Below are 26,111 nucleotides of genomic sequence, written 5' to 3'. Positions count from 1 at the left end.
CTAGGGGCTGACCGTAATGTCGGCGTGGCGGACGGCGATCAGGGTGTCGCCGCGTTTGAGCGTGACGTAGCCGCGATAGGCGCCCGGGGGCCAGCCGCCGTCGGGGCTGCGGCGACCAAAAGCGCGGAAGAGCTGTTTTTGCGGGTCGTCGAGGGGGATGGTTTCGGTGAAGATCTCTCCCTCGGGGCCGCTCGCCGTGAGGGTCAGGGTGTCGCCCGGTTCGGCATGGAAGGCATGACCGTAGAGGACGAGCGGCTGGTCGGGCGTGGTTTGCGTGACGCGGGCGGCACCGGACTGGACGTCTTCGAATTCGGGCACGCCGTTCGAGAAGGCGGCGGTGAAGAGGCCTGTGGGTGTGTAGGCCGGGGCGGAGGCCCAGAGGCCCTTGCCGGGGGCGGTGCCGCATTTCGCGGTGGCGTCGGGCAGGAACGGGTCGACGACGTTGCCATCCTTCAGCACGGTCAGGTGGACATGGGGCACGTTGGTGAGCCCGCTCAGGCCGACAAGGCCGAGCGGGTCGCCGGCCGAGACGGCCTGCCCTTTGCGGACACGCAGCGAGCCCTTTTTCATGTGGCAATAGAGCGTCTGCCAGCCATCGCCGTGATCGATGCGTACCGCGTTGCCGCATTCGCGGCCGCGAATGGTTTCACGGGTGGCGTTGGTGACGGGGACATCCGCCATGCCGTCGCGCTTGGCGGCGACGCGGCCCGGGGCGGCGGCCAGAACGCTGACGCCGCGTTGCATGTCGTCGAAGGAGGGCAGGAGGATGTCGGTGCCGCGATGGCCATCGCGAGTTTTGAGGCCGCAGGTGTAATCGCGCTGGCCCGGGCCCGGGTCGTTGTCGGGGTAATCCTCGATCACGCAGGTTTGGCCCAGCGTGCAGTCGATCGGCAGGGACAGTTGCGGGGGCCCCGCAAACGAAGGCGCGGCCCAGAGGGCCGCGCCAAGCAGTGCCGCAACATGCGACGGTGACATCAGTCAGCCGTCAGAAGTGGCGGCTTTTTTCCCGACAGACGGGGACGGCTCGGACCTTCGTACTGAAGATCGATCTTGCCGTCCTTGACTCCAACCTTGACGATGCCGCCCTTGGAAAGCTTGCCGAACAGAAGCTCTTCGGCGAGCGGTTTCTTGATGTGCTCCTGGATGACGCGGCCGAGGGGGCGCGCGCCCATCTTGTCGTCGTAGCCCTTCTCGCCCAGCCATTCGGCGGCGGGTTGGGTGAGCTCGATGGTCACGTTCCGGTCAAGCAGCTGGGCTTCCAGTTGCAGGACGAACTTCTCGACCACCTGCAGGATGACCTCTTTCGGCAGCGGCGCGAAGGAGATGACCGCATCCAGCCGGTTACGGAATTCCGGCGTGAAGGTGCGTTCGATCGCCTCGGTATCCTCGCCCTCGCGGCGGTCGCGGCCAAAGCCGATGGCGGCCTTCGCCTGTTCCGTCGCCCCGGCGTTCGAGGTCATGATCAGCACCACGTTGCGGAAGTTCACCGTACGGCCGTTGTGGTCGGTCAGGTTGCCGTGGTCCATCACCTGCAGGAGGATGTTGAACACGTCCGGGTGCGCCTTCTCGATCTCGTCGAGAAGCAGCACGCAGTGCGGATGTTCATCCACCCCGTCGGTCAGCAGACCGCCCTGGTCGAAGCCCACGTAGCCCGGAGGCGCGCCGATCAGGCGGGAGACCGCGTGTTTCTCCATGTATTCCGACATGTCGAAGCGCAGCAGTTCCACGCCGAGCGAGTCGGCCAGTTGCTTGGCGACCTCGGTCTTGCCCACACCGGTCGGGCCGGCGAAGAGGTAGTTGCCGATGGGCTTCTCGGGTTCGCGCAGGCCGGCGCGGGCCAGCTTGATAGCGCTCGACAGGGCCTCGATGGCCTTGTCCTGCCCGAAGACCACGCGCTTGAGCGCGCCTTCGAGATCCTTGAGCACCTCTGCGTCGTCCTTCGAGACGTTCTTCGGCGGGATGCGCGCGATCTTGGCGACCACGGCCTCGATCTCTTTCGGGCCGATCGACTTGCGCCGCTTGGAGGCGACGACAAGATGCTGGGCCGCGCCGGCCTCGTCGATGACGTCGATGGCCTTGTCGGGCAGCTTGCGGTCGTTGATGTAGCGCGCCGACAGGTCAACGGCCGATTTGATCGCCTCGTTGGTGTATTTGACGCTGTGGTGATCCTCGAAATAGGGCTTGAGGCCCTTGAGGATCTTGATCGCGTCCTCGACCGTCGGCTCGACCACGTCGATCTTCTGGAACCGGCGGGAAAGGGCGCGGTCCTTCTCGAAATGCTGGCGGAACTCCTTGAAGGTGGTGGAGCCCATGCAGCGCAGCTTGCCGCCCTGAAGCGCGGGCTTCAGGAGATTCGATGCGTCCATCGCGCCGCCCGAGGTGGCACCGGCGCCGATCACGGTATGAATCTCGTCGATGAAGAGCACCGCGTCGGGGTGTTCCTCGAGCTCGGTCACGACCGCTTTCAGGCGTTCCTCGAAGTCGCCGCGATAGCGCGTGCCGGCCAGCAGCGCGCCCATGTCGAGCGAGTAAATCGTTGTTTTCGAAAGAACTTTCGGCGTTTCACCCTGCACGACCTTGTGCGCGAGCCCCTCGGCGATGGCGGTCTTGCCGACGCCCGGGTCGCCCACGAGGAGCGGGTTGTTCTTGCGGCGGCGGCAGAGCACCTGGATGCAGCGCTCGACCTCGTGGTCGCGGCCGATCAGCGGGTCGACATCGCCGCGGCGGGCCTTCTCGTTGAGGTCGACGCAGTACTTGGCCAGCGCGCTTTCGCCCTGTTCCACGGCCTCGGGGCCGCTGCTGTCGGACTTGCTCTTCTCGCCGTCCATGTCGCTGACGCCCTGCACGGGGCGGGTTTCGCCGTAGGCCGGATCCTTGGCGACGCCGTGGGCGATGAAGTTGACCGCGTCGTAGCGGGTCATGTCCTGCTCCTGCAGGAAGTAGGCGGCGTTGCTTTCGCGCTCGGCGAAGATGGCGACCAGCACGTTGGCGCCGGTCACTTCCGTGCGGCCCGATGACTGCACGTGGATGGCGGCGCGCTGGATCACGCGCTGGAAGGCTGCCGTCGGCACCGCCTCGGAGCCGTCGATGTCGGTGACGAGGTTCGAAAGATCCTCATCGATGAATTCCACAAGCGTCGCGCGCAGATCTTCGGTGTCGACCGAGCATGCCTTGAGAACGCGCGAGGCGTCGGGCTCGTCGATCAGCGCCAACAGAAGATGTTCCAACGTCGCGAATTCGTGCCGCCGCGCGTTGGCCAGCGCGAGGGCCGCGTGAATCGCCTGCTCTAGTGTCGTCGAGAATGATGGCACGTTCCTGTGCTCCTTCTGATCTGCGTTCGGACCATTGTCCGAAGTCTTGACCTCATAGGTTTAAAGTTTGGTCGATCTGCCGGGTCCTTCAAGTTTTTTTTCGTGGCATCCGATCACATTTCTAAACGTTATTGAGGTTTTGCACCTATTTTGTGCCCGGCCGGAAACGGTCAGGGGGTTTTCAGAAATTATCCTTGCGCGTCCGGATTTCGGCGAAGACCTCGGCCGGGTTGGCGCCTGACATTCCCAGATGATCCTGAACGCGCGCATCCCCCGCGCGCAGGAATGGATTGGTGGCGAGCTCTTCGGCTAGGGTTGAGGGCACGGTGGGTTGGCCGTTCGCCCGGGCTGTTTCGATCGCCTCTGAACGGGATATAAGTCTGGGATTGTCCGGATCAATGGTCAGGGCGAAGCGGGCGTTCGCGGCGGTGTATTCGTGGCCCGAGCAGATGGTGGTATCGCCGGGCAGGGCCGCCAGTTTCTGCAGGCTTTCCCACATCTGCGGCATCGTCCCCTCGAACACCCGGCCGCAGCCGAGCGCCATCAGGCTGTCGGCGGTGAAGGCGACCTTGGAGCTGGGGAAGTGAAAGGCGATGTGGCCGACGGTGTGGCCGGAGACGTCGATCACCTCGCCGCTCTCGTTGCCGATCTTGATGGTTTCGCCTTCCTTAACGGCGGTGTCGAGCGGCGGAAGGCGGTGGGCGTCGGCCGCGGCGCCGACGACCTTGGCGTCATGTTTGGCGAGGATCTCGTCGAGCCCCTGCACGTGGTCGGCGTGGTGATGGGTCAGCAGGACCTGTGTCGCGGTCCAGCCCTTGTCGGCCAGCGCCTTGAGGATCGGGGCCGCCTCGGGCACGTCGATCACCGCCGTGTCGCCCGTATCCGGATCATGCGCCAGGAAGGCGTAATTGTCGGACAGGCAGGGGACGGTTTCGATCTGAAGTGTCATTGTGTTTCCCCATTTGCCGGTTACTGATACCGTCAGACTGACTGATCGGGACAGCGGCTGCAATGCATCTTGATGTGCAGGATCTTAGGAATTTCTATTACCGCAGCGCGTTGGGTCGGGCTGCGCAGAAGATCATCCGTGCCGAGGTGCAGGCCTTCTGGCCCGAGGCGAAGGGGCAGACGGTTCTGGGCTTCGGGTTTGCCGTGCCTTTCCTGCGCCCCTACCTGGCGGAGTCCAAGCGCGTGGTGGCCTGCATGCCTGCGCCGCAAGGGGTGATCAGCTGGCCGCAGGGGATGCCGAATGTCTCGGTTCTGTGCGAAGAGACGTGGTGGCCGATCGAGACGGGGCATGTGGACAAGCTGCTGGTGGTGCACGGGCTGGAGACCAGCGAGCAGCCGAGCGCGCTTCTGGAGGAATGCTGGCGGGTGCTGGGGCCGGGGGGCTCGGCGCTGTTCATCGTGCCGAACCGGGCGGGCCTGTGGTCGCGCAGTGACCGGACGCCGTTCGGCTATGGCCGGCCCTATACGCAGAGCCAGCTGGAGAGCCAGCTGAAATCGCATAACTTCCTGCCGGAAGGCCACGCCACCACGCTGTTCCAGCCGCCATCGGAAAAGCGGTTCTGGCGGAAGACCTCGGGGATGTGGGAGAAACTGGGCGGTTCGCTGTCGGTCGTGGCGGCCGGCGGGGTGCTTTTGGTGCTGGCCACGAAGCGGGTGCATGCGCCGACCGGGCGGGTGCTGAAGGACACGGTGCGGAAGCCGCTTGGCGTGCTGCAGCCGAAGCCCGAAGCGAAGCCTGTTTGACGTCGGTATAACGTCGGTATTTTGTCGGTATTGGGTCGGTGGGCTTGAAAGCGGGCGGCGCCGCCTACACGTGATAGCGATAACGCTCTGACCCCCGGTTTCGGGCCGGTTTTCGACGGCTTTACGTTCGGGAATCGCGCAATTTGGGAGAAATCCACAGCTTTTTCTTCGCCCAAAATATGCGCATTCGGTCGCAGGTGGGGTAAGCCATTGAATACGCTAAGTATTCCATTGTATACCGTTGTTTTCAAGCCGCTTGCTAGGTCCGCGAGGCTCTGGTACACCCCAGCCGAATTTCGATGTTTACAGACAGGCATCGTGTCCTAACGCCCCCGGACGACGGCATACCTGTGCCGTCATTTTGCTGAACCGGGGCCAGAAATCGGAAGGGTGGACGTGTCCGAACCAGCTTCGATCTCCTCCGGCATCGCCGAGCGCTATGCCACCGCCATTTTCGAGATTTCGAAAGACGAAAAGTCTCTGGCGAAACTTGAATCCAACGTGACTGATCTGGCCGCCGCGCTGAATGACAGCGAGGAGTTCAGCGACCTGATCGCCAGCCCTGTCGTGCCCCGGGCGGAGCAGAAGGCCGCGATCACCGCGATTGCCGACAAGATGGGCCTCGAGCCGGTCATGCAGAACGGCCTGGGCCTGATGGCCGAGAAGCGCCGGCTGTTCGTGCTGCCGCAGCTGCTCGTCAAGCTTCGCGAGATGATCGCCGAGGACAAGGGCGAGGTGACCGCCGACGTGACCAGCGCCAAGGCCCTGACCAAGGCGCAGTCGGAGAAACTTGCCAAGACGCTCAAGGCCTCCACGGGCAAGGACGTCAATATCAATGCGACCGTCGATGAAAGCCTCATTGGCGGTCTGATCGTTAAGGTGGGCTCGAAAATGATCGATACCTCGATCCGCTCGCGCCTCAATTCCCTCCAGAACGCAATGAAAGAGGTCGGATAAATGGGTATCCAAGCTGCAGAGATTTCTGCGATCCTGAAGGACCAGATAAAGAACTACGGCAAAGAGGCCGAAGTGGCCGAAGTTGGCCGGGTTCTTTCGGTCGGTGACGGGATCGCGCGGGTTTATGGTCTCGACAACGTGCAGGCCGGTGAGCTTGTCGAATTCCCGGGCAACGTCATGGGGATGGCGCTGAACCTCGAGAACGACAACGTCGGCGTAGTGATCTTCGGGTCGGACCGCGAGATCAAGGAAGGCGACACCGTCAAGCGCACCAAGTCGATCGTGGACGTTCCGATCGGTGACGAGCTGCTGGGCCGCGTCGTCGACGCGCTTGGCAACCCGCTGGACGGCAAGGGCCCGATCAAGACGAAGACCCGCGGCGTGGCCGACACCAAGGCGCCGGGCATCATCCCGCGTAAATCGGTGCACGAGCCGATGGCGACCGGCCTGAAATCGGTCGACGCCATGATCCCGATCGGCCGTGGCCAGCGCGAGCTGATCATTGGCGACCGTCAGACCGGCAAGACCGCCGTGGCGCTCGACACGATCCTGAACCAGAAGACCTATAACGAAGCCGCCGGCGACGACGAGGGCAAGAAGCTCTACTGCGTCTACGTGGCCGTTGGCCAGAAGCGCTCGACCGTGGCGCAGCTGGTGAAGAAACTGGAAGAGAACGGCGCGATGGAATATTCCATCGTCGTGGCGGCCACCGCCTCGGACCCGGCGCCGATGCAGTTCCTCGCCCCCTATTCGGCAACCGCCATGGCGGAGCATTTCCGCGACAACGGCCGCCACGCGCTCATCGTCTACGATGACCTGTCGAAACAGGCCGTGGCCTATCGCCAGATGTCGCTGCTGCTTCGCCGTCCGCCGGGGCGTGAAGCTTACCCGGGCGACGTTTTCTACCTTCACTCCCGCCTGCTGGAGCGTTCGGCCAAGCTGAACGAGGACAACGGCTCGGGTTCGCTGACGGCGCTGCCGATCATCGAAACCCAGGGCGGCGACGTGTCGGCGTTCATTCCGACCAACGTGATCTCGATCACCGACGGCCAGATCTTCCTTGAAACCGAGCTGTTCTACCAGGGTATCCGCCCGGCCGTGAACACCGGTCTGTCGGTGAGCCGGGTTGGTTCGTCGGCCCAGACTTCGGCGATGAAATCGGTCGCCGGCCCGGTGAAACTGTCGCTGGCCCAGTATCGCGAGATGGCGGCTTTTGCCCAGTTCGGGTCTGACCTCGACGCCGCGACGCAACAGCTGCTGAACCGGGGTGCGCGCCTGACCGAGCTGATGAAACAGCCGCAGTACTCGCCCCTGACCAACGCAGAGATCGTCTGTGTCATCTATGCCGGCACCAAGGGCTATCTCGACAAGCTGAAGGTGAGCGAGGTCGGCCGTTTCGAAGAGGGCCTGCTGAACCACCTGCGCAGCAAACACCAGGACCTGCTTGACTTCATCACCAACGAGGACCCGAAGATTTCCGGGGACGCCGAGGAGAAGCTCAAGGCAGCGCTGGACGAGTTCGCCGCTGACTTCGCATAAGGGGGGACGAGGCAATGCCGAGTCTTAAGGACCTTAAAAACAGGATCGAGTCGGTCAAATCGACCCGCAAGATCACCAAGGCCATGCAAATGGTGGCCGCCGCAAAACTGCGGCGGGCACAGGACGCTGCCGAAATGGCACGGCCCTACGCGGAGCGGTTCAACGCCGTGATGTCGAAGCTGGCCGCGTCTGTGGGCGACAGCGAAAGCGCGCCGAAGCTTCTGCGCGGCACCGGCAGCGATCAGACCCACCTGCTGGTGGTGATGACCGCCGAGCGGGGCCTGTGTGGCGGCTTCAACGGCAACATCGCCAAGCTGGCCCGTGCCGAGATCGAAAGCCTCAAGGCCAAGGGCAAGACGGTGAAGATCATCACCGTGGGCAAGAAGGGCCGTGACGCGCTGAAGCGGGATCACTCGGACCTGTTCATCGACCATGTCGACATGTCCGACGTGCGCAACGTGGGCTATGCCGACGCGCAGAAGGTGGCCCAGAACGTGCTGGACCGGTTCGAGGCGGAAGAGTTCGACGTTGCGAAGATCTTCTTCTCGCGGTTCGAGAACGTGGTCAGCCAGATTCCGACGATCAAGCAGGTGATCCCCTTCGAGATCGACGAAGAGGCCGCCGCGGAGTCGGATGAGGCCGGCACGATCTATGACTACGAGCCCGACGAGGAAGGGATCCTGCGCGATCTGCTGCCGCGTGGCGTGGCGACGGCGATCTTCAGCGGGCTGCTGGAGAACGGTGCCTCGGAACAGGGCGCACGTATGTCGGCGATGGACAACGCCACCCGCAACGCGGGCGAGATGATCGACAAGCTGACCATCGAGTACAACCGCTCGCGTCAGGCCGTGATCACCAACGAGCTTATTGAAATCATTTCGGGCGCGGAAGCGCTCTGACGAAAACCGGAGACGAAACATGGCAAACGCTAAAGGCACAGTCACCCAGGTGATCGGCGCCGTGGTGGACGTTCAGTTCAGCGACCACCTGCCCGAGATTCTGAACGCGCTGGAATGCGACAACAACGGCAAGCGGCTTGTTCTGGAAGTGGCGCAGCACCTTGGTGAAAGCACCGTGCGCTGCATCGCGATGGACGCGACCGAAGGTCTTGTCCGCGGTCAGGAAGTGACCGACATGGACGGCCCGATCAGCGTGCCGGTGGGCGACGCGACGCTCGGCCGCATCATCAACGTCATCGGCGAGCCGGTGGACGAGGGTGCGCCGATCAAGGCGAAGGAAACCCGCGCCATCCACCAGCCGGCACCCGAGTTCGAGGAACAGTCGACCGAGTCGGAAGTCCTGGTGACCGGCATCAAGGTGGTCGACCTGCTGGCGCCCTACGCCAAGGGCGGCAAGATCGGCCTGTTCGGCGGCGCCGGTGTGGGCAAGACGGTTCTGATCATGGAGCTGATCAACAACATCGCCAAGGTGCACTCGGGCTACTCGGTCTTTGCCGGTGTGGGGGAACGGACCCGCGAGGGGAACGACCTTTACCACGAGATGATCGAATCGAACGTGATCAACCCCGACAACCTCGAGGAATCGCAGGTTGCGCTGGTCTACGGTCAGATGAACGAGCCTCCGGGGGCCCGTGCCCGTGTCGCGCTGACCGGCCTGACGCTGGCCGAACAGTTCCGCGATGCGTCGGGTACCGACGTTCTGTTCTTCGTCGACAACATCTTCCGCTTCACGCAGGCGGGCTCCGAGGTGTCGGCGCTTCTGGGCCGTATTCCTTCGGCCGTGGGCTACCAGCCGACGCTGGCGACCGACATGGGCGCGATGCAGGAACGGATCACCTCGACCAAGGCCGGCTCGATCACCTCGATCCAGGCCGTGTACGTGCCCGCGGACGACCTTACCGACCCCGCGCCTGCCACGACCTTTGCCCACCTCGACGCCACGACCGTTCTGTCGCGTGCGATTTCCGAGCTCGGCATCTATCCGGCCGTGGACCCGCTCGACTCGACCTCGCGCCTGATGGACCCGGCGATCGTGGGCGAAGAGCACTACAAGGTGGCCCGTGACGTTCAGGGTATCCTTCAGCGCTACAAGTCGCTGCAGGACATCATCGCCATTCTCGGCATGGACGAATTGTCGGAAGAGGACAAGCTGACCGTGGCCCGCGCCCGGAAGATCCAGCGTTTCCTTTCGCAGCCGTTCGACGTGGCCAAGGTGTTCACCGGGTCCGACGGCGTCCAGGTGCCGCTGGAAGATACGATCTCGTCCTTCAAGGCCGTGGTCGCCGGCGAATACGATCACCTGCCCGAGGGCGCCTTCTACATGGTTGGCGGCATCGACGAGGTGAAGGCCAAGGCCGAGAAGATGGCCGCGGAAGCCGCCTAAGACACGTGCGCCGCGCCTTTCGGGGCGCGGCATCCTCTCCCAAAGGAGACACTGAATGGCTGATACAGTCCAATTCGATCTGGTGAGCCCCGAGCGGCTTCTGGCTTCTGTCGAGGCCACGGAAGTGAAGATCCCGGGCGCCATGGGCGATCTGACCGCGATGCCGATGCACGCGCCGCTGATCACCACGCTGCGCCCCGGTATCGTCACCGTTTCGGGCAGCGACGGCACGCAATCCTACGTCGTGACCGGCGGCTTCGCCGAGATCAACGCCGAGAGCATCTCGGTGCTGGCCGAACGCGCGATCCCGCGTGAGGAAGTCACGCAGGAGCATTACGACGAGATGATCGCCGAGGCGAACAGCCGGCTCGAAAAGGCGCAGGACGCCTACAAGAACGAGCCCGGCCCGGTCGACGAAGCCGCGAAGCTTCTGTCGGACATGGTTGCGATGGGCGACGAGATCGGCCTGTCGACCACGGCCCGGGCGCCGGCGCCGTAACGACCCGTTTCGAGAGCGAGACAAGACAGGAAAGGCCCCGGTTTTCGGGGCCTTTTGCTTTTGGGGCGTGGGCCGGGCCTTGGTTCACGCTTTCCGGCATCCAGAAAAACCACTCAGGACCAAAGGCTTGGCCGCAGTTTTCCATTTTTGTTGCGCATTTCGGTCGAATTGCACGTATAAAGGAGGACCAGCGACAAGGAATAGACGCCGGTATGAAAGAAATCTCGGGCCGTACCATCGGGATAGACGAAGGTGACAACATCCTGTTCTCGGATTTCGAGGACGACGGAGAGATGTGGACGGGCACGGGCCCGCGCGAACGGCGCAAGGCGGTGCAGTTCAGCCGCCCGTTTCGCGCCCCGCCGACGGTTTTTGCGACACCCTCGATGTGGGACATGGACAGCGCCGCCAACGTGCGCGCCGATGTCAGCACCGACAACGTGACCGCCGAGGGGTTCGAGCTTGTCTTCCGCACCTGGGGCGACACGCGGGTCGCCCGTGTGCGGATGCGCTGGATGGCGATCGGCCCGGTCGCGTCAGAGGATGACTGGGACCTCTACTGAGGCTGTCAGGTGCCGAACTGGCCTTCGTAGATCGGCTCGAGCGTCGGGATTTCGAACAGCGACGACACGCTGGTGCCGTTCCAGATGTTCAGGATCGCCTGGGCAAAGACCGGTGCGGTGGGCAGGATGCGGATGTTGGGCGTGTTCCTGACCGGCTCGGGTGCTGCGATCGTGTCGGTGATGACCATCGACTTGAGCTTGGAATTGGTGATCCGTTCCACGGCCGGGCCCGAGAGAACGCCGTGGGTGACATAGGCGTGCACCTCGCGGGCGCCGTTTTCCAGCAGAAGCTCGGCCGCCTTGCACATGGTGCCGGCGGTGTCGCACATGTCGTCGACAATGATGCAGATCTTGTCGGTGACTTCGCCGATCACGGTCATTTCCGAGACTTCGCCCGCCCGCTCGCGCCGCTTGTCGACGATCGAGAGGGGCGCATTGATCCGCTTGGCCAGCTCACGGGCGCGGGCCACGCCGCCGACGTCGGGCGAGACGATCATGACGTCTTCCATGTCGCCCTTGAACTGGGTCTGGATATCCAGCGCGAAGACCGGCGAGGCGTAGAGGTTGTCGACCGGAATGTCGAAGAAGCCCTGGATCTGGGCGGCGTGCAGGTCCATCGTCAGCACGCGCTCGATGCCGGCCTCGACGATCATGTTGGCGACCAGCTTGGCCGAGATCGGCGTGCGGGCCTTGGTGCGCCTGTCCTGCCTTGCATAGCCGAAATAGGGGATCACGGCGGTGATGCGCTTGGCCGAGGAGCGGCGCAGCGCGTCGGCCATGATCAGCAGCTCCATCAGGTTGTCATTGGCAGGGTTCGACGTGGGCTGGATGATGAACATGTCCTCGCCGCGCACGTTCTCGAAGACCTCGACGAAGACTTCCTGGTCGTTGAACCGCTCGACGCGGGCATCGACCAGCCCGATCCGGGTGCCGCGATGCATCGACATGCGGCGGGTGATGGCGTTGGCGAGTGGCAGGTTGGCGTTGCCCGAAATGAGCTTCGGCTCTGGCGAAATCGACATTGGCAGGGGTCCCCGGGTGGCCTTCGATGACAGATTCGTAACGTTGACACCGCTTAGCACGCGCGTCACGTATGGCAAAGCGCACGGCACCGGAGGAGCGTTCGAAATGGCCCATATCGATTATTATTTTTCCACCCTGTCGCCATTCACCTACCTGGCCGGCACCCGGCTGGAGGAAATCGCCGGGCGGCACGGGGCGACGATCACCTACAAGCCCATCGACATCATGGCGCTGTTCCCGCGCACCGGCGGGCTGCCGCCCGGCGAGCGGCACCCCAGCCGAAACGCCTATCGCGCGCAGGATCTGCCGCGGCAGGCGAAGAAGGCGGGGATGAAGCTGAATCTCAAGCCCGCGCATTTTCCGACCAATGCCGCGCCGTCCTCTTATGCCGTCATTGCCGCGCAGAATGCGGGTGGCGGGCATCTGGGGGCGCTGGTGCATGGCATCCTGCACGCCGTCTGGGCCGAGGACCTGGACATTGCCGAGGATGATGTCGTCAAGGGCTGTCTCGAACGTGCGGGGTTCGACCCGGGGCTGGCCGATAGCGGGCTTCTGACCGGGGCCGAGACCTATGCCGCCAACCTTGAAGAGGCGGTGGCGGCCGGTGTGTTCGGTGCGCCGTTCTACATCGTCGACGGCGAGCAGAAGTTCTGGGGGCAGGACAGGCTGGACGACCTCGACATGCACCTTTCCGGCACGCTCTGAGGCGCATGCCGGTCACGACGCGGGCAGGGGCCGCGATCCACTCGACAACATACGGGACCGGGCCGCGCGAGGCGCTGCTGATCCATCGGGGGCTCGGACGGGGCGCCGATTGGGAAGCGGTCTCGCGCGGGTTGGCCGGGACGCTGAGCATGACCGCCTTCGACATGCCGGGCCACGGGCGCAGTGCGCCGTGGGACGGGGAAGGCGAGGTTCAGGGAAGGTTCGTCGGGATCGCGGCGGAGTTCCTCGAGGGGCCGACGGACGTGATCGGCCACTCATTCGGTGCCACGGTGGCCTTGCGGCTGGCGGTGGAAAATCCCGGGATGGTGCGGGCGCTGGTGCTGATCGAGCCGGTGTTCTTCGCCGCGGCCCTGGCCGATCATCCGCATCTGCGCGCGCGGCTCGACACGGAGTTTGCGGATGTCGACGCGGCGCAGGCGGCGGGTGACAGGCTGGCCGCCGCGCGCGCCTTTACCGCGATCTGGGGCGGCGGGGCCGCGTGGGAGGAGATTCCCGAGAAACAGCAACAGCGGCTGGCCGATGGCATGCCACTGATCGAGGCGACCGGGCCCGAGCTGTTTGACGACAAGGCCGGGTTGCTGGAGCCGGGGCGGCTGGAGGCGCTGGATATTCCCGTGTTGCTGCTCCAAGGGAACGCGTCGCCCTGGATCATCGAGGCGATCTCGGAAAGCCTGGCGGCGCGGTTGCCGCGGGCGGAACGGGCAATGATCGTGGGGGCGGGGCACATGGCGCCGCTCACCCACGCAAAGCAGGTCGCCTCGGAAATCGGCCGGTTCCTGAGCCTGGTCTGAGGCCGTGCCTCAGCCCTTCGCCACCTCGATGAAGCGGTCGATTTCGTCCTCGGTGATCGACCAGTCGCAGACCATCCGGGCCAGCAGCGGCTCATCGCCGTCGCCCTCGTCGAGGGCCCCCTCGTACAGGCCATAGACGGCGCCCGCCTCGGTCAGCCGCTGGTGGGTGGCGCGGGGCAGGCGGGCGAAGATCATGTTGGCCTGCGGCTCGGCCGCGAAGCTCGTGCCGGGCAGGCCCTTCAGCCCCTCGGCCAGCCGCGCCGCGCGGGCGTTGGCGGTCTTGGCAGAGCGGCGCCACAGATCGTCGGTGAGATAGGCCAGCATCTGGGCCGACAGGTAGCGGTGCTTCGAGAAGAGCTGGGCCGCGCGCTTGCGGCGCAGTTCGAATTCCCACGCCTTGTCCGGGTCGAAGAAGATCACCGCCTCGACGCCGAGACAGCCGTTCTTGGTGCCGCCGAGGCTGAGCGCGTCGATGCCGGCCTCGTGGGTCATCTGGGCCGGGGTGCAGTCGAGCGCCTCGAGCGCGTTGGCGAAGCGCGCGCCATCCATGTAGACGGGCAGGACGTGGGCATGGGCCACCTCGGTCAGGGCGGCGAGTTCCTCGAGCGAATAGACGCGGCCGCGTTCGGTGACCTGGGTGAGCGCCACAGGACCGCGCTGCGAGACGTGCACATCGCCTGCCGGCCAGCCTTCGATGGCGGCGTCGAGGGCCTCGGCCGTCATCTTGTCGCCGTCCCCGGCCAGCGTCAGCTTGCAGCCGCCGGTGTAGAATTCGGGCGCCTGGCATTCGTCGGTGTTGATATGCGCCAGCGGCGTGCAGAACACGGTTTGCCACGGCTGGGCCATGGTCGAGAGCGCCAGGGCGTTGGCGGCGGTGCCGGTGGCGACGAGGAAGACCTCGGCCTCGGGTGCTTCGAACAGTTCGCGGATGCGCTCGCGGACGGCATCCATCAGCCCGTCTGCGCCGTAGGAGGGGGCAAAGCCCTGGTTGGCGTCGGTTACGGCGGCCAGCACCTCGGCGTGGGCGGGGCCGCAATTGTCGGAGGCAAAATTCATGTGCCAGGCTCCTCGATCAGGTGGTCTTCCCAGTCGTCCTCGTCGACCTCGAATTCGGGCACTGTGGCGTCGCGCACGGAGACGCCCGCGTCATGCACCGTTTCCGGCGTGCCCGAGATCAGCGGGTGCCAGTCATAAAGCGGCTTGCCCGTGTGCAAAAGCTTGTAGGCGCAGGTTTCCGGCATCCAGTAGAGGTTCTTGTCGAGGTTCTTCGGGCTCAGGGTGATGCATTCCGGCACGAACTGGTGGCGGATGTCGTATTGCGCGCAGCGGCAGGTGGTGTCGTCGAAGAGGCGGCAGGCGACGCGGGTCAGCACCACCTCGCCGGTTTCGTCGTCTTCTAGCTTGTTCAGGCAGCACTTGCCGCAGCCATCGCAGAGCGCTTCCCACTCGGCGCGGGTCATGCGGTTGAGCGGCGTCGTCTCCCAGTAGCGTGGGCGCAGGCCGGTCCGGTCGATCGGGTCGTCGGTCATGGCGCGTCGAGAATGGCCCGGGCGCGAATGCAGTCATTCTCCATCTGGGCGATGAAGGCCTCGAGGCTGTCGAAGGTTTCCTCGGGGCGCAGGTATTCGACGAGCGCGACAGAGAGGTTCGCGGAATAGAGATCGCCCGAGAAGTCGAAGATGAAGGTTTCGAGGTTGGGGATCTCGCCGTTGAACATCGGCCGCACGCCAAGCGAGGCGGCGCCCCGGTAATGGCCCTTGTGCGGCCCGTCGAGCACGTCGACCAGAACGGCGTAGACGCCGAACTTGGGGGGGTGCAGGCCTTCGATCGACATGTTGGCGGTGGGATAGCCAAGATCGCGGCCGCGCTGTTCGCCGCCGATCACCGGCCCGTCGATGCGGTGCCAGTGGCCCAGCATCCGCGCGGCATCGCGCGGGCGGCCATCGGTCAGGGCGTTGCGGATGGCGGTCGAGGAGACCTCGCCATTGTCGCCTTCCAGAAGCCGGGCGATGGTGACGCCGAATCCGAGCTCCTCGCCGAAGGCGATCAGGTCTTCCGCCGTGCCTTTGCGGCCCTTGCCGAAGCAGAAATCGGCGCCAACCACGACATGCTTGAGGCCCAGCCCTTCGCTGATGACCTTTTCGGCGAAGTCGCGCGGGGTCAGCCCTGCAAGCGCGGCGTTGAAGTTCAGCTCGTAGAGCTTTTCGACCCCCAGCTTTTCCAGCCGGTGGGCGCGGGCCTCGGGGTTCATCAGGCGGAAGGGCGGGGCGTCGGGCGCGAAATACTGGCGCGGGTGCGGCTCGAAGGTGAGCACGCCCAGCGGCGCACCGATCTTGTCGCCGGCCGTGCGGGCCAGCTCGATCACCGACTGGTGGCCGATATGGACCCCGTCGAAATTACCGATGGCGACAGAGGTGCCGCGGTCGGCCGGGTCGAGATAGGTGAAGTCGCGGATGATGCGCATGGCGTTTGCGTAGCCCCATGCGCGCGCGGGTGCAAGCCGGGATAGGGCGGTTGTCGCTTGCCTGTGCGTCGGGGCGCTGCCAATCTGCCGCGCATGGACACAGAACGCACATTCCGCCGCGCCCGGACGATCGCCGAGCTTGACGCGATCGAAGGATTCTCGACCGAAGAGGGCGAGCGGATCGGCCGCACCTACAGGCCCGATCCGACCGATATCTTCATCTCGCCCTATTCCAAGTGCGGCACGACATGGATGCAGCAGATCGTGCACGGGCTGCGCTCGGGCGGGTCGATGAATTTCTCCGAGGTGACCGAGGTGGTGCCGTGGCTTGAGCTCGCGCATGACATGGGGGCGGATGTGCATGCCCCGCAGGTGGCCACGCCGCGGGCGTTCAAGAGCCACCTGACATGGGACGAGATCCCGAAGGGCGGGCGGTACATCGTCGTCTTTCGCGATCCGGTGGATGCGATGCTGTCGCTCTACAGGTTTTTCGAGGGCTGGTGGTTCGAGGCCGGGTCGATCAGCGTGGATGAGTTTGCCGATTATTACCTGCAACGCGGGGGCGACTACTGGGAGCACGCGGCCTCGTGGCTGCGCCAGCGGGGGCGCGATGACGTGCTTCTGGTGACGTTCGAGGAGATGAAGCGCAACCTGCCCGGCGTGGTTGACCGGGTGGCGGATTTCATGGGCGGCTATGACGCCGCGACGCGGGCCATCGCCACGGAACAGGCGGGGTTCGACTTCATGAAGCGGCATGGCAGTCAGTTCGACGACCACCTCGTGCGGCAGACGCGGGATGCAGCCTGTGGCCTGCCGCCCGGGGGCAGCACGACCAAGGTCGCCTCCGGCAAGACCGGCGGGCAAATCTCGGGCGATATCCGCCGCCGCTTCGAGGAGCGGTGGCTGGAGGTGATCGCGCAGGAGTTCGGCCTGCCCACCTACAGCGCCCTCGATGAGGCGCTGCAGGGGAAATGAGCCGCGTCAGCCCTGGTGGGGCCCGCGCATTTCGCTGATGGCGAGGCGGATGCGCTTCCAGTCTTCCGCCTCGTCGTGTTTTCCGGCCTCTTCGCTGTCGCGCATGCGCTGCGCCGCTTCGGCCATGGCCTTGTTGCCACGCGCGCTGAGCAGGGCGCGGGCGTATTCTGTCGTCTGAATGGCGTCCATTGGGATGTCCTCCATCAGTTTTGAGGGGCCCACCATAGCATGCATGGGGCCCGTCAGGCAAAGCTGAGAAGGACAGGCCCGGTTTTCAAGGGGCGGGCCGGCCCGTTTCGGGTCAGTCGAACTTGCCGGAGGGCGCCAGAACCGTGGCTTCGCCGATCAGCACTTTCTTGCCGTCGACCATGCAGCGGCAGTCGAGCTGAACGCGGCGCTTGGCGTGGTCGATGCCGATCACCTCGACCTCGGCATGGACCATGTCGCCGGGGCGCACGGGGCCGAGGAACTTGAGCGTCTGGCCCATGTAGACGGTGCCGTGGCCCGGAAGCTGTTCGCCGATCACGGCCGAGATCAGCCCGGCGGTCAGCATGCCATGGGCGATGCGGCCTTCGAAGATGGTGTCCTGCGCGTACTCGTCATCGAGATGCACGGGGTTCCGGTCGGTCGAGACCTGCGCGAACATCTCGATATCCTCGTCGGTCACGACCTTCCGCAGGTGGCGGGTCATGCCCATCTCGATTTCCTCGATGGTGATGGTTCCGCGCGGCATGTTGTCCAACATTCGACCCTCCAAGGTCAGCGAGTGCGTAATTTTCGGATCGATTCACGCCCGATCTGGCAACTTAATTACTTCGCGGACGCAGAAAATCAAGGGGTATTTTGTTAGCGCAGCTTGCCGATGGTGTATGTGGGCGATACTTTTTCCGTTTCCAGATAGGCCTTTAACGCGTCGGGGTCGGGCTGGTGCGACGTTTTGGTGGCCTCGGCCGCCAGACCGCCGGAAATGAACAGGCTGTCGAGATCCTCGCCCATGGCGCCAGCAATGTCGGTATGGGCGCCATCGCCTATGGCGAGGATCAGCTCGTTCGGGAATTCATGTCCGATCTCGGCGAGGCGCCGGTGGGCCAGATCGTAGATCGGCGGGTGCGGCTTGCCGAAATAGAGGCTTTCGCCGCCCATCTCGGTGTACATCCGTGCCAGCGCCCCGGCGCACCATTCGCGGATATCACCGCGGTCGACGACGATATCGGGGTTGGCGCAGAGCAGTTTCATGCCCTTCTGCTTGGCATAGAGGAAATCGGCGCGCATCTCGTCGAGCTCGGCTTCGGGGTTGAAGGGGCCGCAACAGACGATGCCCTCGGCCTCGGCCAGCGGCACGCTGACCACGTCGACCGGGTCCTCGATGATCTTGAGCGGGTCGAAGAAGCGCAGGTCGTGATCCTGGCCCACGAAATAGACCTTGCGGCCCACGGCGCCGCGGAACATGGCCATGCGCGCACTATCGCCCGAGGTGGCGATAGTGTCCCAGGCGTCTTCGGGGATGCCGAATTTCACGAGTTGCCGCTCGACCCCGGTGCGGGCGCGGGGGGCGTTGGTGACCAGAACCACGACGCCGCCGGCTTTCCGATAGGCCTGCATGGCCGCGACGGCCTCGGGGAAGGCGGTGACACCGTTATGCAGGCAGCCCCACAGGTCGACGAACATCGCCTTGTAGCGGCCGGAAATCTCGGAAAGGGCGGTGATGATCTGGGTCATGGGGCCTCTGCGCGTGCGGGTCTGGACATCGCGGCCAGATATGGCAGGCGCAGGAGGGGTTGGCCAGTGCCGTTTGCCCGGCGGCCACGGGGGCGGCCGCCGGCAATGGGGTGTCTCAGTGAACCGCGACGGGTTCCATGTCGTGCTGCTTGGCCAGCACGAAGGCCAAGGCGCGGTCGCGCACCAGGGCAAGGCGCTCGCCCTCGGAATTGTGCACGGCGTAGAGCGTTTCGAGCCCCATGGCCTGTTGCTGCACGTCCTCGGGCAGGTCGTCGACCTTCACGGGGCGCACATAGACGATCGCCCGTTCCGTGCCGGTGCCGCCTTCGAAGTCGTATCTGGTATCCATAACGCTTATCCCTTGTTAATCTTGATGGTCTGCACCACCGTTTCGGGCTGGGCCCGTTTCAGGTCGATGTGCAGAAGGCCGTTTTCCATGACGGCCTCGCCCACCTCGACCCCGTCGGCCAGCACGAAAGAGCGCTGGAACTGACGCGCCGCGATGCCGCGATGCAGGAAGACCCGTTGTTCGGAGTCGTCCCGCTGACGCCCGCGAATGACCAGTTGACGGTCTTCCACGGTGATAGACAGGTCGCTCTCGCCAAACCCCGCCACGGCGAGCGTGATGCGGTAGGAGGTGTCCGACGTCTGTTCGATGTTGAAGGGCGGGTAGCCCTCGTTGCCTGATTTTGCGCTGCGTTCCAGCATGCGCTCAAGCTGCTCGAAGCCAAGCATGTAGGGGTGTGACCCCAGGGATAGCTTTGTCATCGGTGCGTCCTTTTCGATTAAGCGACCGTCCGTCTTTGCACCGGGCCCCGTTTCGGCGACCCTGCACGAGAAATATGGTATCTGGCCCTGCCGGGCGCAAGGGCTTTGCGAAATGTGCCTGATGGCGCTATCTTGAACTGTCTGACCTTCTTGGGAATCGGCCCGTATGAACATGTTGAGCGACCTGTCGATGAAATCCGACGAGGTGCTGCGCGTCGAGCTGGAGGAATTCCGCCGCCAGCACCGTGACCTTGACGAGGCGATCCATGCGCTCGAGGAGCGCGGCACCAGCGACCGCCTGACCATCAAGCGCCTCAAGCAGCAGAAGCTGCGGCTGAAGGACCGGATCTCGTGGATCGAGGACAGGCTTTACCCGGATATCATTGCGTAACGGCAAGTGATCGGTATATTGCGCGCTCCTGACACCGGGGCGGTTGGCAAGAGGGCGCAGCATGGCGGAGATCACCGTAGGCATCATCATGGGCAGTCAGTCGGACTGGGCCACGATGAAGAAGGCGGCCGATATTCTGGATGAACTGGGTGTGGCCTACGAGGCGAAGATCGTCTCGGCCCACCGCACGCCCGACCGGTTGTGGGAGTATGGCAAGACGGCCGCCGACCGCGGGCTGAAGGCGATCATCGCCGGAGCCGGGGGCGCGGCGCATCTGCCGGGGATGATGGCCTCGAAGACGCGCGTGCCGGTGATCGGCGTGCCGGTGCAGACCCGGGCGCTGTCGGGGGTCGACAGCCTGTATTCCATCGTCCAGATGCCCAAGGGATTTCCGGTCGCGACCATGGCGATCGGCGAGGCCGGGGCGGCCAATGCCGGCCTGATGGCGGCGGCGATCCTGGCGAGTGGCGACGCGGCGCTGGCGGACCGGCTGGATGCGTGGCGCGCCGCGCTGTCGGCCTCGATCCCGGAGGAGCCGCAGGATGGTTGAGACACTGGCACAGGGCAGCGTGATCGGGATTCTCGGCGGCGGGCAGCTTGGCCGGATGCTGGCGGTGGCGGCGAGCCGCCTGGGGTTCAAGACCTGCATTTTCGAGCCGGGCGGCGATTGCCCGGCGAGCCACGTTTCGAATTATCATTTCCAGAAGCCGTATGACGATGAAGACGCGCTGCGGGCCTTTGCCGAGGCGGTCGATGTCATCACCTACGAGTTCGAGAATATCCCGACTTCGGCGCTCGATATTCTCGAACCGCTCAAGCCGGTGCGGCCGGGGCGGAATGCGTTGCGGGTGAGCCAGGACCGGCTGGTGGAAAAGGCGTTCCTGTCCGACCTGGGGCTGAAGACCGCGCCGTTTGCTGCCGTCGACGAGGCCGAGGACCTGGCCGAGGGGCTGTCGGAAATCGGCTTTCCGGCGATCCTGAAGACGCGGCGTTTCGGCTATGACGGCAAGGGGCAGGCACGGATCAACGCGGCTTCCGAGGCCGAAGCGGCGCTGGAGGATATGGCGGGGCAGCCCGCGATCCTCGAGGGGTTCGTGAATTTCAGCCACGAGGTGTCGGTGATCGGGGCGCGGGGGCTGGATGGCTCGGTGGCCTGTTTCGACCCGGGCGAGAATGTGCACGAGGGGGGTATCCTTCGGACCACGACAGTGCCGGCACGGCTGTCGACCAAGCAGCGCACCGACGCGGTGCTGCTGGCGGGGCAGATCCTCAACAAGCTGGATTATGTCGGCGTGATGGGGGTGGAGCTGTTCGTGACCGAGGCCGGGCTGGTGGTGAACGAGATCGCGCCGAGGGTGCATAATTCCGGCCACTGGACGCAGCAGGGCTGCACCATCGACCAGTTCGAGCAGCATATCCGCGCCGTGGCGGGCTGGCCGCTGGGCGATGGCGGGCGCTATGCCGACGTGGTGATGGAGAACCTGATCGGCGATGACATGGACAAGGTGCCGGCCATCGCGCGGGAGGCGGGCGCGGCGCTGCATCTTTACGGCAAGGCGGAGGTCAAGCCGGGGCGGAAGATGGGGCATGTGAACCGTGTGGTGCCTGCTCGCCAGTCCTGACGGACTGTCTCGCGGGGGAAAGGGCGTCGGTGAGTGAGCAGCACCTGACAGACTTGTTGAACGGTTTGCAGCGCATTCACTGGACGTTCGTGGAGGAATTGCCGGGGGACGATTACCGCTACTCAGGCTACTGGATCGTGGCCCGACCGGACGGGTCGCGACAGCTGACGCTCAAATTCCACGGCATGAGCAAATGCGGCGGTTTTTGCCATCCGATGGACGGGGCGTACGCTTGTGACGTTGCCGAATTCCCCGGGATCGGGGTTTACTTCGGGAGCGCGAACGAGGCTTGGAAAAACAGGTTGGCGACGTTCATCGAAGACGTTCGGCGGCTACCTGACTGAAAACAGCGCCTGATCCTCGGGGTTCGGTTTCTGGCGGCACCGTCGGATTTGGGTATTTTTGCCAAGAAAATGCAACAGCTGTCTCTCAGGCCCTGAGCGCGCCGCGCATCGGAAATCTCCGACGGCGGCGCGCGAAACGGGCACTGGGCCGCATTTCCTTGGGCGGTCATCGGCTCCCCAGCCTGTACCGCAACAGGAAACTACTCGAGTTTCGTTAACTAAGGGTTAGCCGTATTTTCTTGGGACAAATACCCCGGGGGAGGCGTTGAAATCCTGAAGGGATTTCGACGTCGGGGGCAGCGCCCCCATGCCAACACCTCAGCCCAGGAACCGCGCCGCCGCCGCGCCCCGCAGGTGTGTGACCCGCCCGCCCGAGATCGTGGCGCAGATGTCGCGTGTCGTGGCGTCGAGGATCACGAGGTCGGCGCGCTGGCCGGGGGTGAGCGTGCCACGGTCGGTCAGGCCCAGAAGGCGGGCCGGGCCGGCGGAGACGAGGGACCAGGCGCCGGCGAGGTCGGTGATGCCGCCATCGGCCAGGAGGAAGGCGGCGCGGCGCAGGGAGGGGTAGTGGTAGTCGGAGGCCAGCGCTTCGCAGAGGCCCATGGCGGCGAGGTCGATGGCGCTGACATTGCCGTTATGCGAGCCGCCGCGCACGACGTTGGGGGCGCCGAGGATGACGCCGTCGCCGGTCTCGCGGGCCGCTTCGGCGGCCTCCTGCGTTTCGGGGAATTCTGCGATGCGCACGCCCATGGCGTGCCAGTCGGCGCGCTGGGCCGAGGTGCGGTCGTCGTGGCTGCCCATGCAGATGCCTTCGGCGGCGAGCGACCGGGTGAGGGGGGCGAGGGCGGCGGGCACCTCGCCCATCCGCGCGTGAAGCTCCTGCATGTATTCGAGGTGTTTCTCGGGGTTGCGGCCGATGCGCAGGGCCTGGCCGGTCAGGCGGGGCGGGCGTTTGCCCTTTTCCAGCGCGTCATGGGGCAGGTGGTCGTTGAAGACGACGTAGGGGATTTCGAAGCGGCGGACCATGTCCTGCATCGCATCGTAGTCGTCGAGCATGGGCGTCTCGAACCGCAGTTGCACCCGCAGGTCGGTGTCGAGCCGGGGGCGCACCTCTTCGAGGCCGGTAAAGACGCGTTCGGCGAAGTCGGGCCCGCGCATGCCGCCTTCCCAGCTGTAGAACTGGGCCAGGACGGCGGTCGTGATGCCGTTGGCGGCCAGTTCCGCCTCGGCCGCGATCAGGCCCTGGCCCATGTTCTTCATGGCGCCGCGCCGGGGAGCGAGGTGCTTTTCGAACCCGTCGCCGTGGGCGTCGACCATGCCGGGGAGGACGAGGAAACCCGTGAGATCGACCTCGCGTGGCTGTGCCGTGTCGGTGATATGGCCGCAGGCCAGGTTGAGGTCGGTGCGGGCCAACCCATCGGGCAACAGCACCTCGGCCCCTGTGAGGCGCAGGGACAGGCTCATTCCTCGCCGCCCCAGAACAGGTCTGTCAGGTCCATGTCGTGATCGAAGGCGCCTGTCTCGAGAAACTCCACCACCTGGGCGATGACCATCGGGTTGTTCATCATGAAGGTGTGGGTGACGGGCAGTTCGATATGGTCGGCCATCCCCTCGACCCTTGTCGAGGCGACCGAGACCTTGCCGTCATCGGGCCCTTCGATGAGGGTCGAGAAATAGGGGTTGAGCGAGCGCGTGCCGGCGATCACGCCAAGCTCGAAATCGACCGGTGGCAGGCTGGCGGGCAGGCCGTCGGCGCCGGTTTCAAGCTCCTGCGCGGCGGGGCCGTTGATCCATTGGAAGAGGTCGATGCCGCCCAGTTCGTCGACCAGTTCCGAGCCCTGGTTGGGGGGCGCCAGCATCACCACGCGGCCGAGGTTGTCGGGCCGGTGATCCTTGAGCCAGTAGCGCAGGAGGATGCCGCCCATGGAATGGGTGACGAAATGGGTGCGCGCCTGCCCGCAGACGCGGAGGGCGAAGGGGAGTGTCTCGTCCGCGAGGTCTTCGATCTTCAGTTCGGTCGAGGGATAGTCGGTGCGGAAGGTGGTGTAGCCCTGCGCCTGCAGTGCCTCCTCCATCACGATGAAGGAGGCTTCGGTGCGCGCCAGCCCGTGCAGCAGCACGACGCAATCGGCAAGCGCCGGGGCGGGCAGGAGCAGGGCAAGGGCGGTGGCGAGGGCTTTCATGGGGATTGAGATATAGGCATCGGCGACGTTAAAACAGCCCCTCTCGTCGAATGGAAAGGGCTTGCCGGGGATGACCATACGTCTGGCGGTGCGCGCGGTGATCGTCGAGGAGGGGCGGCTGTTGCTGGTCAACGCCTATCCCGGCGAGGAGAGCGCCTTGTGGTGCGCGCCGGGCGGCGGGGTGGAGAAGCACAGCTCGCTGGCGGATAACCTGGTGCGGGAGGTGTACGAGGAGACGGGGCTGACCGTGGCGGTGGGTGCGCCCTGCCTCGTGAACGAGTTTCACAGCGAGGCGAGCGGCTTTCACCAGGTCGACATGTTCTTTCGCTGTCGGGTTCGGGAAGGCGCGCTGAGCGATGACTGGCAGGACCCCGAGGCCGTGGTCAACCGCAGGCGGTTCTTCACGCAGGCGGAGCTGGCGGGGATCGACCTCAAGCCCGACAGCCTGCCACAGGTCGCGTTCGGGCGCGGTTTCGGCTACGATCCGCTGGAGGAGTTGGTGAAACCATGAACAAGGCCTTCACGAAAGAGGACGATGGCGGCGGGCCCGAGCGGCTGCCCGACCTGCCGATCAGCCCGCATCCCAACCATGTCACCCCGCGCGGGCTGGCGGCGCTGAAGGCGCGGGCCGCGGCGCTGGAGGCCGAGGTGGGCCGTCTGCGCGCCGAACAGGAGACGGCCAGCGACCTGACCCCGCTGGCCGTGGCCGAACGCGATCTGCGCTATGTCGAGGCGCGGGTATCGAGCGCGATCCTCGTGACGCCGCCGGAGGCGCCGGAGCGGGTGCAGTTCGGCACGACTGTCGTCGTCGTCGACGAGGAGGATCGGGAGGCCACCTATACCATCGTCGGAGAGGACGAGGCCGACCCCGAGAAGGGGCTGATCACCCATGTCTCGCCCCTGGCGCGCGCGCTGTTGGAGGCCGAGCCGGGGGATGTGGTCGACTGGGTGAAGCCCACCGGGACGGTGGCGCTGGAAGTGCTGGAGGTGCGCGGGCCGGAGTGACCGGCGCGCCTCAGGCGAAGAAGCGCGGGCGCAGGAGGTGCAGCACCGCCGCCCCGACCCCGGCCAGCGTCAGGGCCAGCACGAAGAGCCAGCCGACGAAGGGGATGAGCGCCAGAAGGCACGCCACGGCCGCGCCAAGCGCACCGGCGATGGCCCGCTCGCTCCATTGCGCGGGCAGGGGGCGGCCGACGGCCTGAAGCAACCCCACGCCGAAGGCGTAGGCGCCGAGGATGTAACCGGCCAGCCCCGTGAGCCCCGCCACCACCGCCATGGCAGGGCTGAGCAGCAGCCCCACGACGGAGATCGCCAGCACCACCATCGCGCCGATCAGCAGGGATTGCGCGAGGAAGCCGAACCACAGCGACCTTGCCGGGTGGACAAGAAGCTGCGCCCGGATTTCGGCCAGTGTCTTCGGGGCCAGCGCGGCGACCAGCGCCGCGATGCCGGCGACGATCACGATCCCCATCAGGTAGCGGGCGATGATCTCGCCCAGGCTGGGCGGCCGGATCGCGCCCAGCTCGCCTTCCCATTCCGGCAGGGTGCGCCGTTCGATCCGGTCGGCGGGGGCGACGGTTTCGGGCACGTCGAGCGTGCCGGGCTCGGCCTCATAGAGCACCAGCCGGCCGTCGACCTGCGCGTCGCGGCCGAACTCCACCTCGCGGGCCATGACATGGGCGTCGCCCGCGATCGGGGCACCAAGCGTGAGCGTCTCGCCCGCCAGCAGGGCATAGCCGCCCACCGGCCCGTCGAGGGAGAGCTTGGAGCCGCTGGCGCGCAGGTCGCCGCCGATCTCGCCCAGCGTCACCTCGTAGCCGGTGACCGTGGCGTCGCCCACGACCGGCGCCTCGATCTTCACGGTCATGCCGGCGGCGTAGAGGTCACCGCCGATGTCGCCCTCGAGCGTGATCCAGCGGCCGGCCACATGGGCCGTGCCGGTTGCCGCGGCGGTGGCGCGCACCGTCTCGCCGGCGAGGAACAGGTCGTCGGCGTCGCCCGTGTCGTAGGTCACGCTTTGCGCGGCGCGGTAGACATCGCCGCCGATGCCGAGAAAGCCGCCCTCGGCCAGGGCCGGGGCGGTCACCCACGAGAGGGCGGTGAGAAAGACGAGCAGTCGGAACATCGTGCATCCTCCGCAA

The 26,111-nt window shown here is 65.4% G+C and carries 31 protein-coding genes; 16 read left to right on the top strand and 15 right to left on the bottom strand.

The features are described 5' to 3' along the window. From RIdsm_RS20835 to gloB, 3 genes are all read right to left on the bottom strand, one after another. Positions 1 to 975 carry a M23 family metallopeptidase gene (locus tag RIdsm_RS20835; RefSeq protein ID WP_057817678.1) on the bottom strand — a complete coding sequence of 325 codons (975 nt, stop codon included), beginning with the start codon at positions 973 to 975 and terminating at the stop codon, positions 1 to 3. Continuing rightward, on the bottom strand, positions 975 to 3,311 hold the full coding sequence (gene clpA / locus RIdsm_RS20830; protein WP_057817681.1) for an ATP-dependent Clp protease ATP-binding subunit ClpA: 2,337 nt from the start codon (positions 3,309 to 3,311) through the stop codon (positions 975 to 977). Before clpA ends, RIdsm_RS20835 begins: the two co-directional genes overlap by 1 nt. Positions 3,312 to 3,492: 181 nt before the next feature. Next, complete coding sequence (gene gloB / locus RIdsm_RS20825; protein WP_057817683.1) at positions 3,493 to 4,260, bottom strand: hydroxyacylglutathione hydrolase; 768 nt, start codon at positions 4,258 to 4,260, stop codon at positions 3,493 to 3,495. A 62-nt stretch (positions 4,261 to 4,322) separates the two neighbouring features. On the opposite strand from gloB, the gene RIdsm_RS20820 reads away from it, so the two are divergent. The 7 genes from RIdsm_RS20820 (at position 4,323) to RIdsm_RS20790 (ending at position 10,964) form a co-directional block, all read left to right on the top strand. Next, entirely contained in the window at positions 4,323 to 5,063 is a 741-nt protein-coding gene (locus tag RIdsm_RS20820; RefSeq protein WP_057817685.1) for a methyltransferase domain-containing protein, read from the top strand. Positions 5,064 to 5,453: 390 nt separating this feature from the next. Further along, complete coding sequence (locus RIdsm_RS20815; protein ID WP_177228423.1) at positions 5,454 to 6,020, top strand: F0F1 ATP synthase subunit delta; 567 nt, start codon at positions 5,454 to 5,456, stop codon at positions 6,018 to 6,020. Then, complete coding sequence (gene atpA, locus RIdsm_RS20810) at positions 6,021 to 7,559, top strand: F0F1 ATP synthase subunit alpha (protein WP_057817689.1); 1,539 nt, start codon at positions 6,021 to 6,023, stop codon at positions 7,557 to 7,559. It abuts the gene before it with no gap. A 14-nt stretch (positions 7,560 to 7,573) separates the two neighbouring features. After that, positions 7,574 to 8,458 (top strand): F0F1 ATP synthase subunit gamma, encoded by an 885-nt coding sequence (locus tag RIdsm_RS20805; protein WP_057817690.1) that lies wholly within the window; start codon positions 7,574 to 7,576, stop codon positions 8,456 to 8,458. Positions 8,459 to 8,477: 19 nt separating this feature from the next. Next, positions 8,478 to 9,902, top strand: coding sequence for a F0F1 ATP synthase subunit beta (atpD, locus tag RIdsm_RS20800; protein WP_057817692.1), 1,425 nt, complete (start codon positions 8,478 to 8,480; stop codon positions 9,900 to 9,902). Between the two features lie 55 nt (positions 9,903 to 9,957). Beyond that, complete coding sequence (locus RIdsm_RS20795; RefSeq protein WP_057817694.1) at positions 9,958 to 10,401, top strand: F0F1 ATP synthase subunit epsilon; 444 nt, start codon at positions 9,958 to 9,960, stop codon at positions 10,399 to 10,401. A gap of 212 nt (positions 10,402 to 10,613) precedes the next feature. Then, a complete protein-coding gene (locus RIdsm_RS20790; RefSeq protein WP_057817695.1) occupies positions 10,614 to 10,964 on the top strand; it encodes an H-type lectin domain-containing protein in 351 nt (116 codons plus the stop codon). 5 nt (positions 10,965 to 10,969) lie between these two features. Here the strand turns inward: RIdsm_RS20790 and RIdsm_RS20785 are convergent, their stop codons facing one another. Further along, positions 10,970 to 11,986 carry a ribose-phosphate pyrophosphokinase gene (locus tag RIdsm_RS20785; protein ID WP_057817697.1) on the bottom strand — a complete coding sequence of 339 codons (1,017 nt, stop codon included), beginning with the start codon at positions 11,984 to 11,986 and terminating at the stop codon, positions 10,970 to 10,972. Positions 11,987 to 12,092: 106 nt separating this feature from the next. Between RIdsm_RS20785 and RIdsm_RS20780 the strand changes: the two genes are divergently transcribed. Continuing rightward, positions 12,093 to 12,692 carry a 2-hydroxychromene-2-carboxylate isomerase gene (locus tag RIdsm_RS20780; RefSeq protein WP_057817699.1) on the top strand — a complete coding sequence of 200 codons (600 nt, stop codon included), beginning with the start codon at positions 12,093 to 12,095 and terminating at the stop codon, positions 12,690 to 12,692. Between the two features lie 5 nt (positions 12,693 to 12,697). After that, the gene (locus tag RIdsm_RS20775) at positions 12,698 to 13,504 is read left to right on the top strand and encodes an alpha/beta fold hydrolase (RefSeq protein WP_057817701.1); all 807 of its coding nucleotides are present in this window, start codon (positions 12,698 to 12,700) and stop codon (positions 13,502 to 13,504) included. Positions 13,505 to 13,513: 9 nt separating this feature from the next. Here RIdsm_RS20775 and RIdsm_RS20770 read toward each other — a convergent pair whose 3' ends face one another. From RIdsm_RS20770 to RIdsm_RS20760, 3 genes are read right to left on the bottom strand one after another with little or no spacing between them, the layout of a single operon-like run. Next, positions 13,514 to 14,560, bottom strand: a complete 1,047-nt coding sequence (locus RIdsm_RS20770; protein WP_057817703.1) for a threonine aldolase family protein — start codon at positions 14,558 to 14,560, stop codon at positions 13,514 to 13,516. Next, positions 14,557 to 15,033: a YcgN family cysteine cluster protein gene (locus RIdsm_RS20765; protein ID WP_057817705.1), complete on the bottom strand. Its 477-nt coding sequence runs from the start codon at positions 15,031 to 15,033 to the stop codon at positions 14,557 to 14,559. Before RIdsm_RS20765 ends, RIdsm_RS20770 begins: the two co-directional genes overlap by 4 nt. Next, positions 15,030 to 15,968 carry a bifunctional riboflavin kinase/FAD synthetase gene (locus tag RIdsm_RS20760; protein ID WP_057817707.1) on the bottom strand — a complete coding sequence of 313 codons (939 nt, stop codon included), beginning with the start codon at positions 15,966 to 15,968 and terminating at the stop codon, positions 15,030 to 15,032. The genes RIdsm_RS20765 and RIdsm_RS20760 overlap by 4 nt, the downstream gene beginning before the upstream one ends. Positions 15,969 to 16,061: 93 nt before the next feature. On the opposite strand from RIdsm_RS20760, the gene RIdsm_RS20755 reads away from it, so the two are divergent. Beyond that, complete coding sequence (locus RIdsm_RS20755) at positions 16,062 to 16,943, top strand: sulfotransferase domain-containing protein (RefSeq protein WP_057817709.1); 882 nt, start codon at positions 16,062 to 16,064, stop codon at positions 16,941 to 16,943. A gap of 6 nt (positions 16,944 to 16,949) precedes the next feature. Here the strand turns inward: RIdsm_RS20755 and RIdsm_RS20750 are convergent, their stop codons facing one another. From RIdsm_RS20750 to RIdsm_RS20730, 5 genes are all read right to left on the bottom strand, one after another. Next, a complete protein-coding gene (locus RIdsm_RS20750) occupies positions 16,950 to 17,132 on the bottom strand; it encodes a hypothetical protein (RefSeq protein WP_057817711.1) in 183 nt (60 codons plus the stop codon). A gap of 112 nt (positions 17,133 to 17,244) precedes the next feature. Further along, entirely contained in the window at positions 17,245 to 17,688 is a 444-nt protein-coding gene (locus RIdsm_RS20745) for a MaoC family dehydratase (protein WP_057817713.1), read from the bottom strand. 101 nt (positions 17,689 to 17,789) lie between these two features. Then, on the bottom strand, positions 17,790 to 18,662 hold the full coding sequence (locus RIdsm_RS20740; protein ID WP_057817715.1) for a TIGR01459 family HAD-type hydrolase: 873 nt from the start codon (positions 18,660 to 18,662) through the stop codon (positions 17,790 to 17,792). Between the two features lie 115 nt (positions 18,663 to 18,777). Continuing rightward, the gene (locus tag RIdsm_RS20735) at positions 18,778 to 19,011 is read right to left on the bottom strand and encodes a DUF1150 family protein (protein ID WP_057817717.1); all 234 of its coding nucleotides are present in this window, start codon (positions 19,009 to 19,011) and stop codon (positions 18,778 to 18,780) included. A gap of 5 nt (positions 19,012 to 19,016) precedes the next feature. After that, positions 19,017 to 19,430, bottom strand: a complete 414-nt coding sequence (locus RIdsm_RS20730) for an Hsp20 family protein (RefSeq protein ID WP_057817719.1) — start codon at positions 19,428 to 19,430, stop codon at positions 19,017 to 19,019. A gap of 166 nt (positions 19,431 to 19,596) precedes the next feature. Here RIdsm_RS20730 and RIdsm_RS20725 point away from each other — a divergent pair, with 166 nt between their 5' ends. The 4 genes from RIdsm_RS20725 to RIdsm_RS20710 all read left to right on the top strand — a co-directional run bounded on the left by RIdsm_RS20725 (position 19,597) and on the right by RIdsm_RS20710 (position 21,787). Further along, positions 19,597 to 19,821, top strand: coding sequence for a YdcH family protein (locus tag RIdsm_RS20725; protein WP_057817721.1), 225 nt, complete (start codon positions 19,597 to 19,599; stop codon positions 19,819 to 19,821). Between the two features lie 61 nt (positions 19,822 to 19,882). Then, positions 19,883 to 20,371 carry a 5-(carboxyamino)imidazole ribonucleotide mutase gene (gene purE / locus RIdsm_RS20720; protein ID WP_057817723.1) on the top strand — a complete coding sequence of 163 codons (489 nt, stop codon included), beginning with the start codon at positions 19,883 to 19,885 and terminating at the stop codon, positions 20,369 to 20,371. Beyond that, the gene (locus tag RIdsm_RS20715; protein WP_057817725.1) at positions 20,364 to 21,443 is read left to right on the top strand and encodes a 5-(carboxyamino)imidazole ribonucleotide synthase; all 1,080 of its coding nucleotides are present in this window, start codon (positions 20,364 to 20,366) and stop codon (positions 21,441 to 21,443) included. The genes purE and RIdsm_RS20715 overlap by 8 nt, the downstream gene beginning before the upstream one ends. Before the next feature lie 29 nt (positions 21,444 to 21,472). Continuing rightward, positions 21,473 to 21,787, top strand: coding sequence for a hypothetical protein (locus RIdsm_RS20710; protein WP_057817727.1), 315 nt, complete (start codon positions 21,473 to 21,475; stop codon positions 21,785 to 21,787). A 318-nt stretch (positions 21,788 to 22,105) separates the two neighbouring features. On the opposite strand, the gene RIdsm_RS20705 is transcribed toward RIdsm_RS20710, so the two are convergent. Together RIdsm_RS20705 and RIdsm_RS20700 are read right to left on the bottom strand one after the other, a co-directional pair. Then, positions 22,106 to 23,251, bottom strand: coding sequence for an alpha-D-ribose 1-methylphosphonate 5-triphosphate diphosphatase (locus tag RIdsm_RS20705; protein WP_057817729.1), 1,146 nt, complete (start codon positions 23,249 to 23,251; stop codon positions 22,106 to 22,108). After that, a complete protein-coding gene (locus RIdsm_RS20700; protein ID WP_057817964.1) occupies positions 23,248 to 23,970 on the bottom strand; it encodes an alpha/beta fold hydrolase in 723 nt (240 codons plus the stop codon). The genes RIdsm_RS20705 and RIdsm_RS20700 overlap by 4 nt, the downstream gene beginning before the upstream one ends. A gap of 70 nt (positions 23,971 to 24,040) precedes the next feature. On the opposite strand from RIdsm_RS20700, the gene RIdsm_RS20695 reads away from it, so the two are divergent. Both RIdsm_RS20695 and RIdsm_RS20690 read left to right on the top strand, forming a co-directional pair. Continuing rightward, positions 24,041 to 24,481 (top strand): NUDIX domain-containing protein, encoded by a 441-nt coding sequence (locus tag RIdsm_RS20695; protein WP_057817731.1) that lies wholly within the window; start codon positions 24,041 to 24,043, stop codon positions 24,479 to 24,481. Further along, entirely contained in the window at positions 24,478 to 24,975 is a 498-nt protein-coding gene (locus RIdsm_RS20690; protein WP_057817732.1) for a GreA/GreB family elongation factor, read from the top strand. The genes RIdsm_RS20695 and RIdsm_RS20690 overlap by 4 nt, the downstream gene beginning before the upstream one ends. A 10-nt stretch (positions 24,976 to 24,985) precedes the next feature. Here the strand turns inward: RIdsm_RS20690 and RIdsm_RS20685 are convergent, their stop codons facing one another. Beyond that, positions 24,986 to 26,095 carry a DUF8173 domain-containing protein gene (locus RIdsm_RS20685; RefSeq protein ID WP_057817734.1) on the bottom strand — a complete coding sequence of 370 codons (1,110 nt, stop codon included), beginning with the start codon at positions 26,093 to 26,095 and terminating at the stop codon, positions 24,986 to 24,988. Positions 26,096 to 26,111 lie beyond the last annotated feature (16 nt).

The organism is Roseovarius indicus (genome assembly GCF_008728195.1).
GTDB classification, from domain to species: Bacteria; Pseudomonadota; Alphaproteobacteria; order Rhodobacterales; family Rhodobacteraceae; genus Roseovarius; species Roseovarius indicus.
This window is presented reverse-complemented; position numbering and strand designations above follow the sequence as displayed.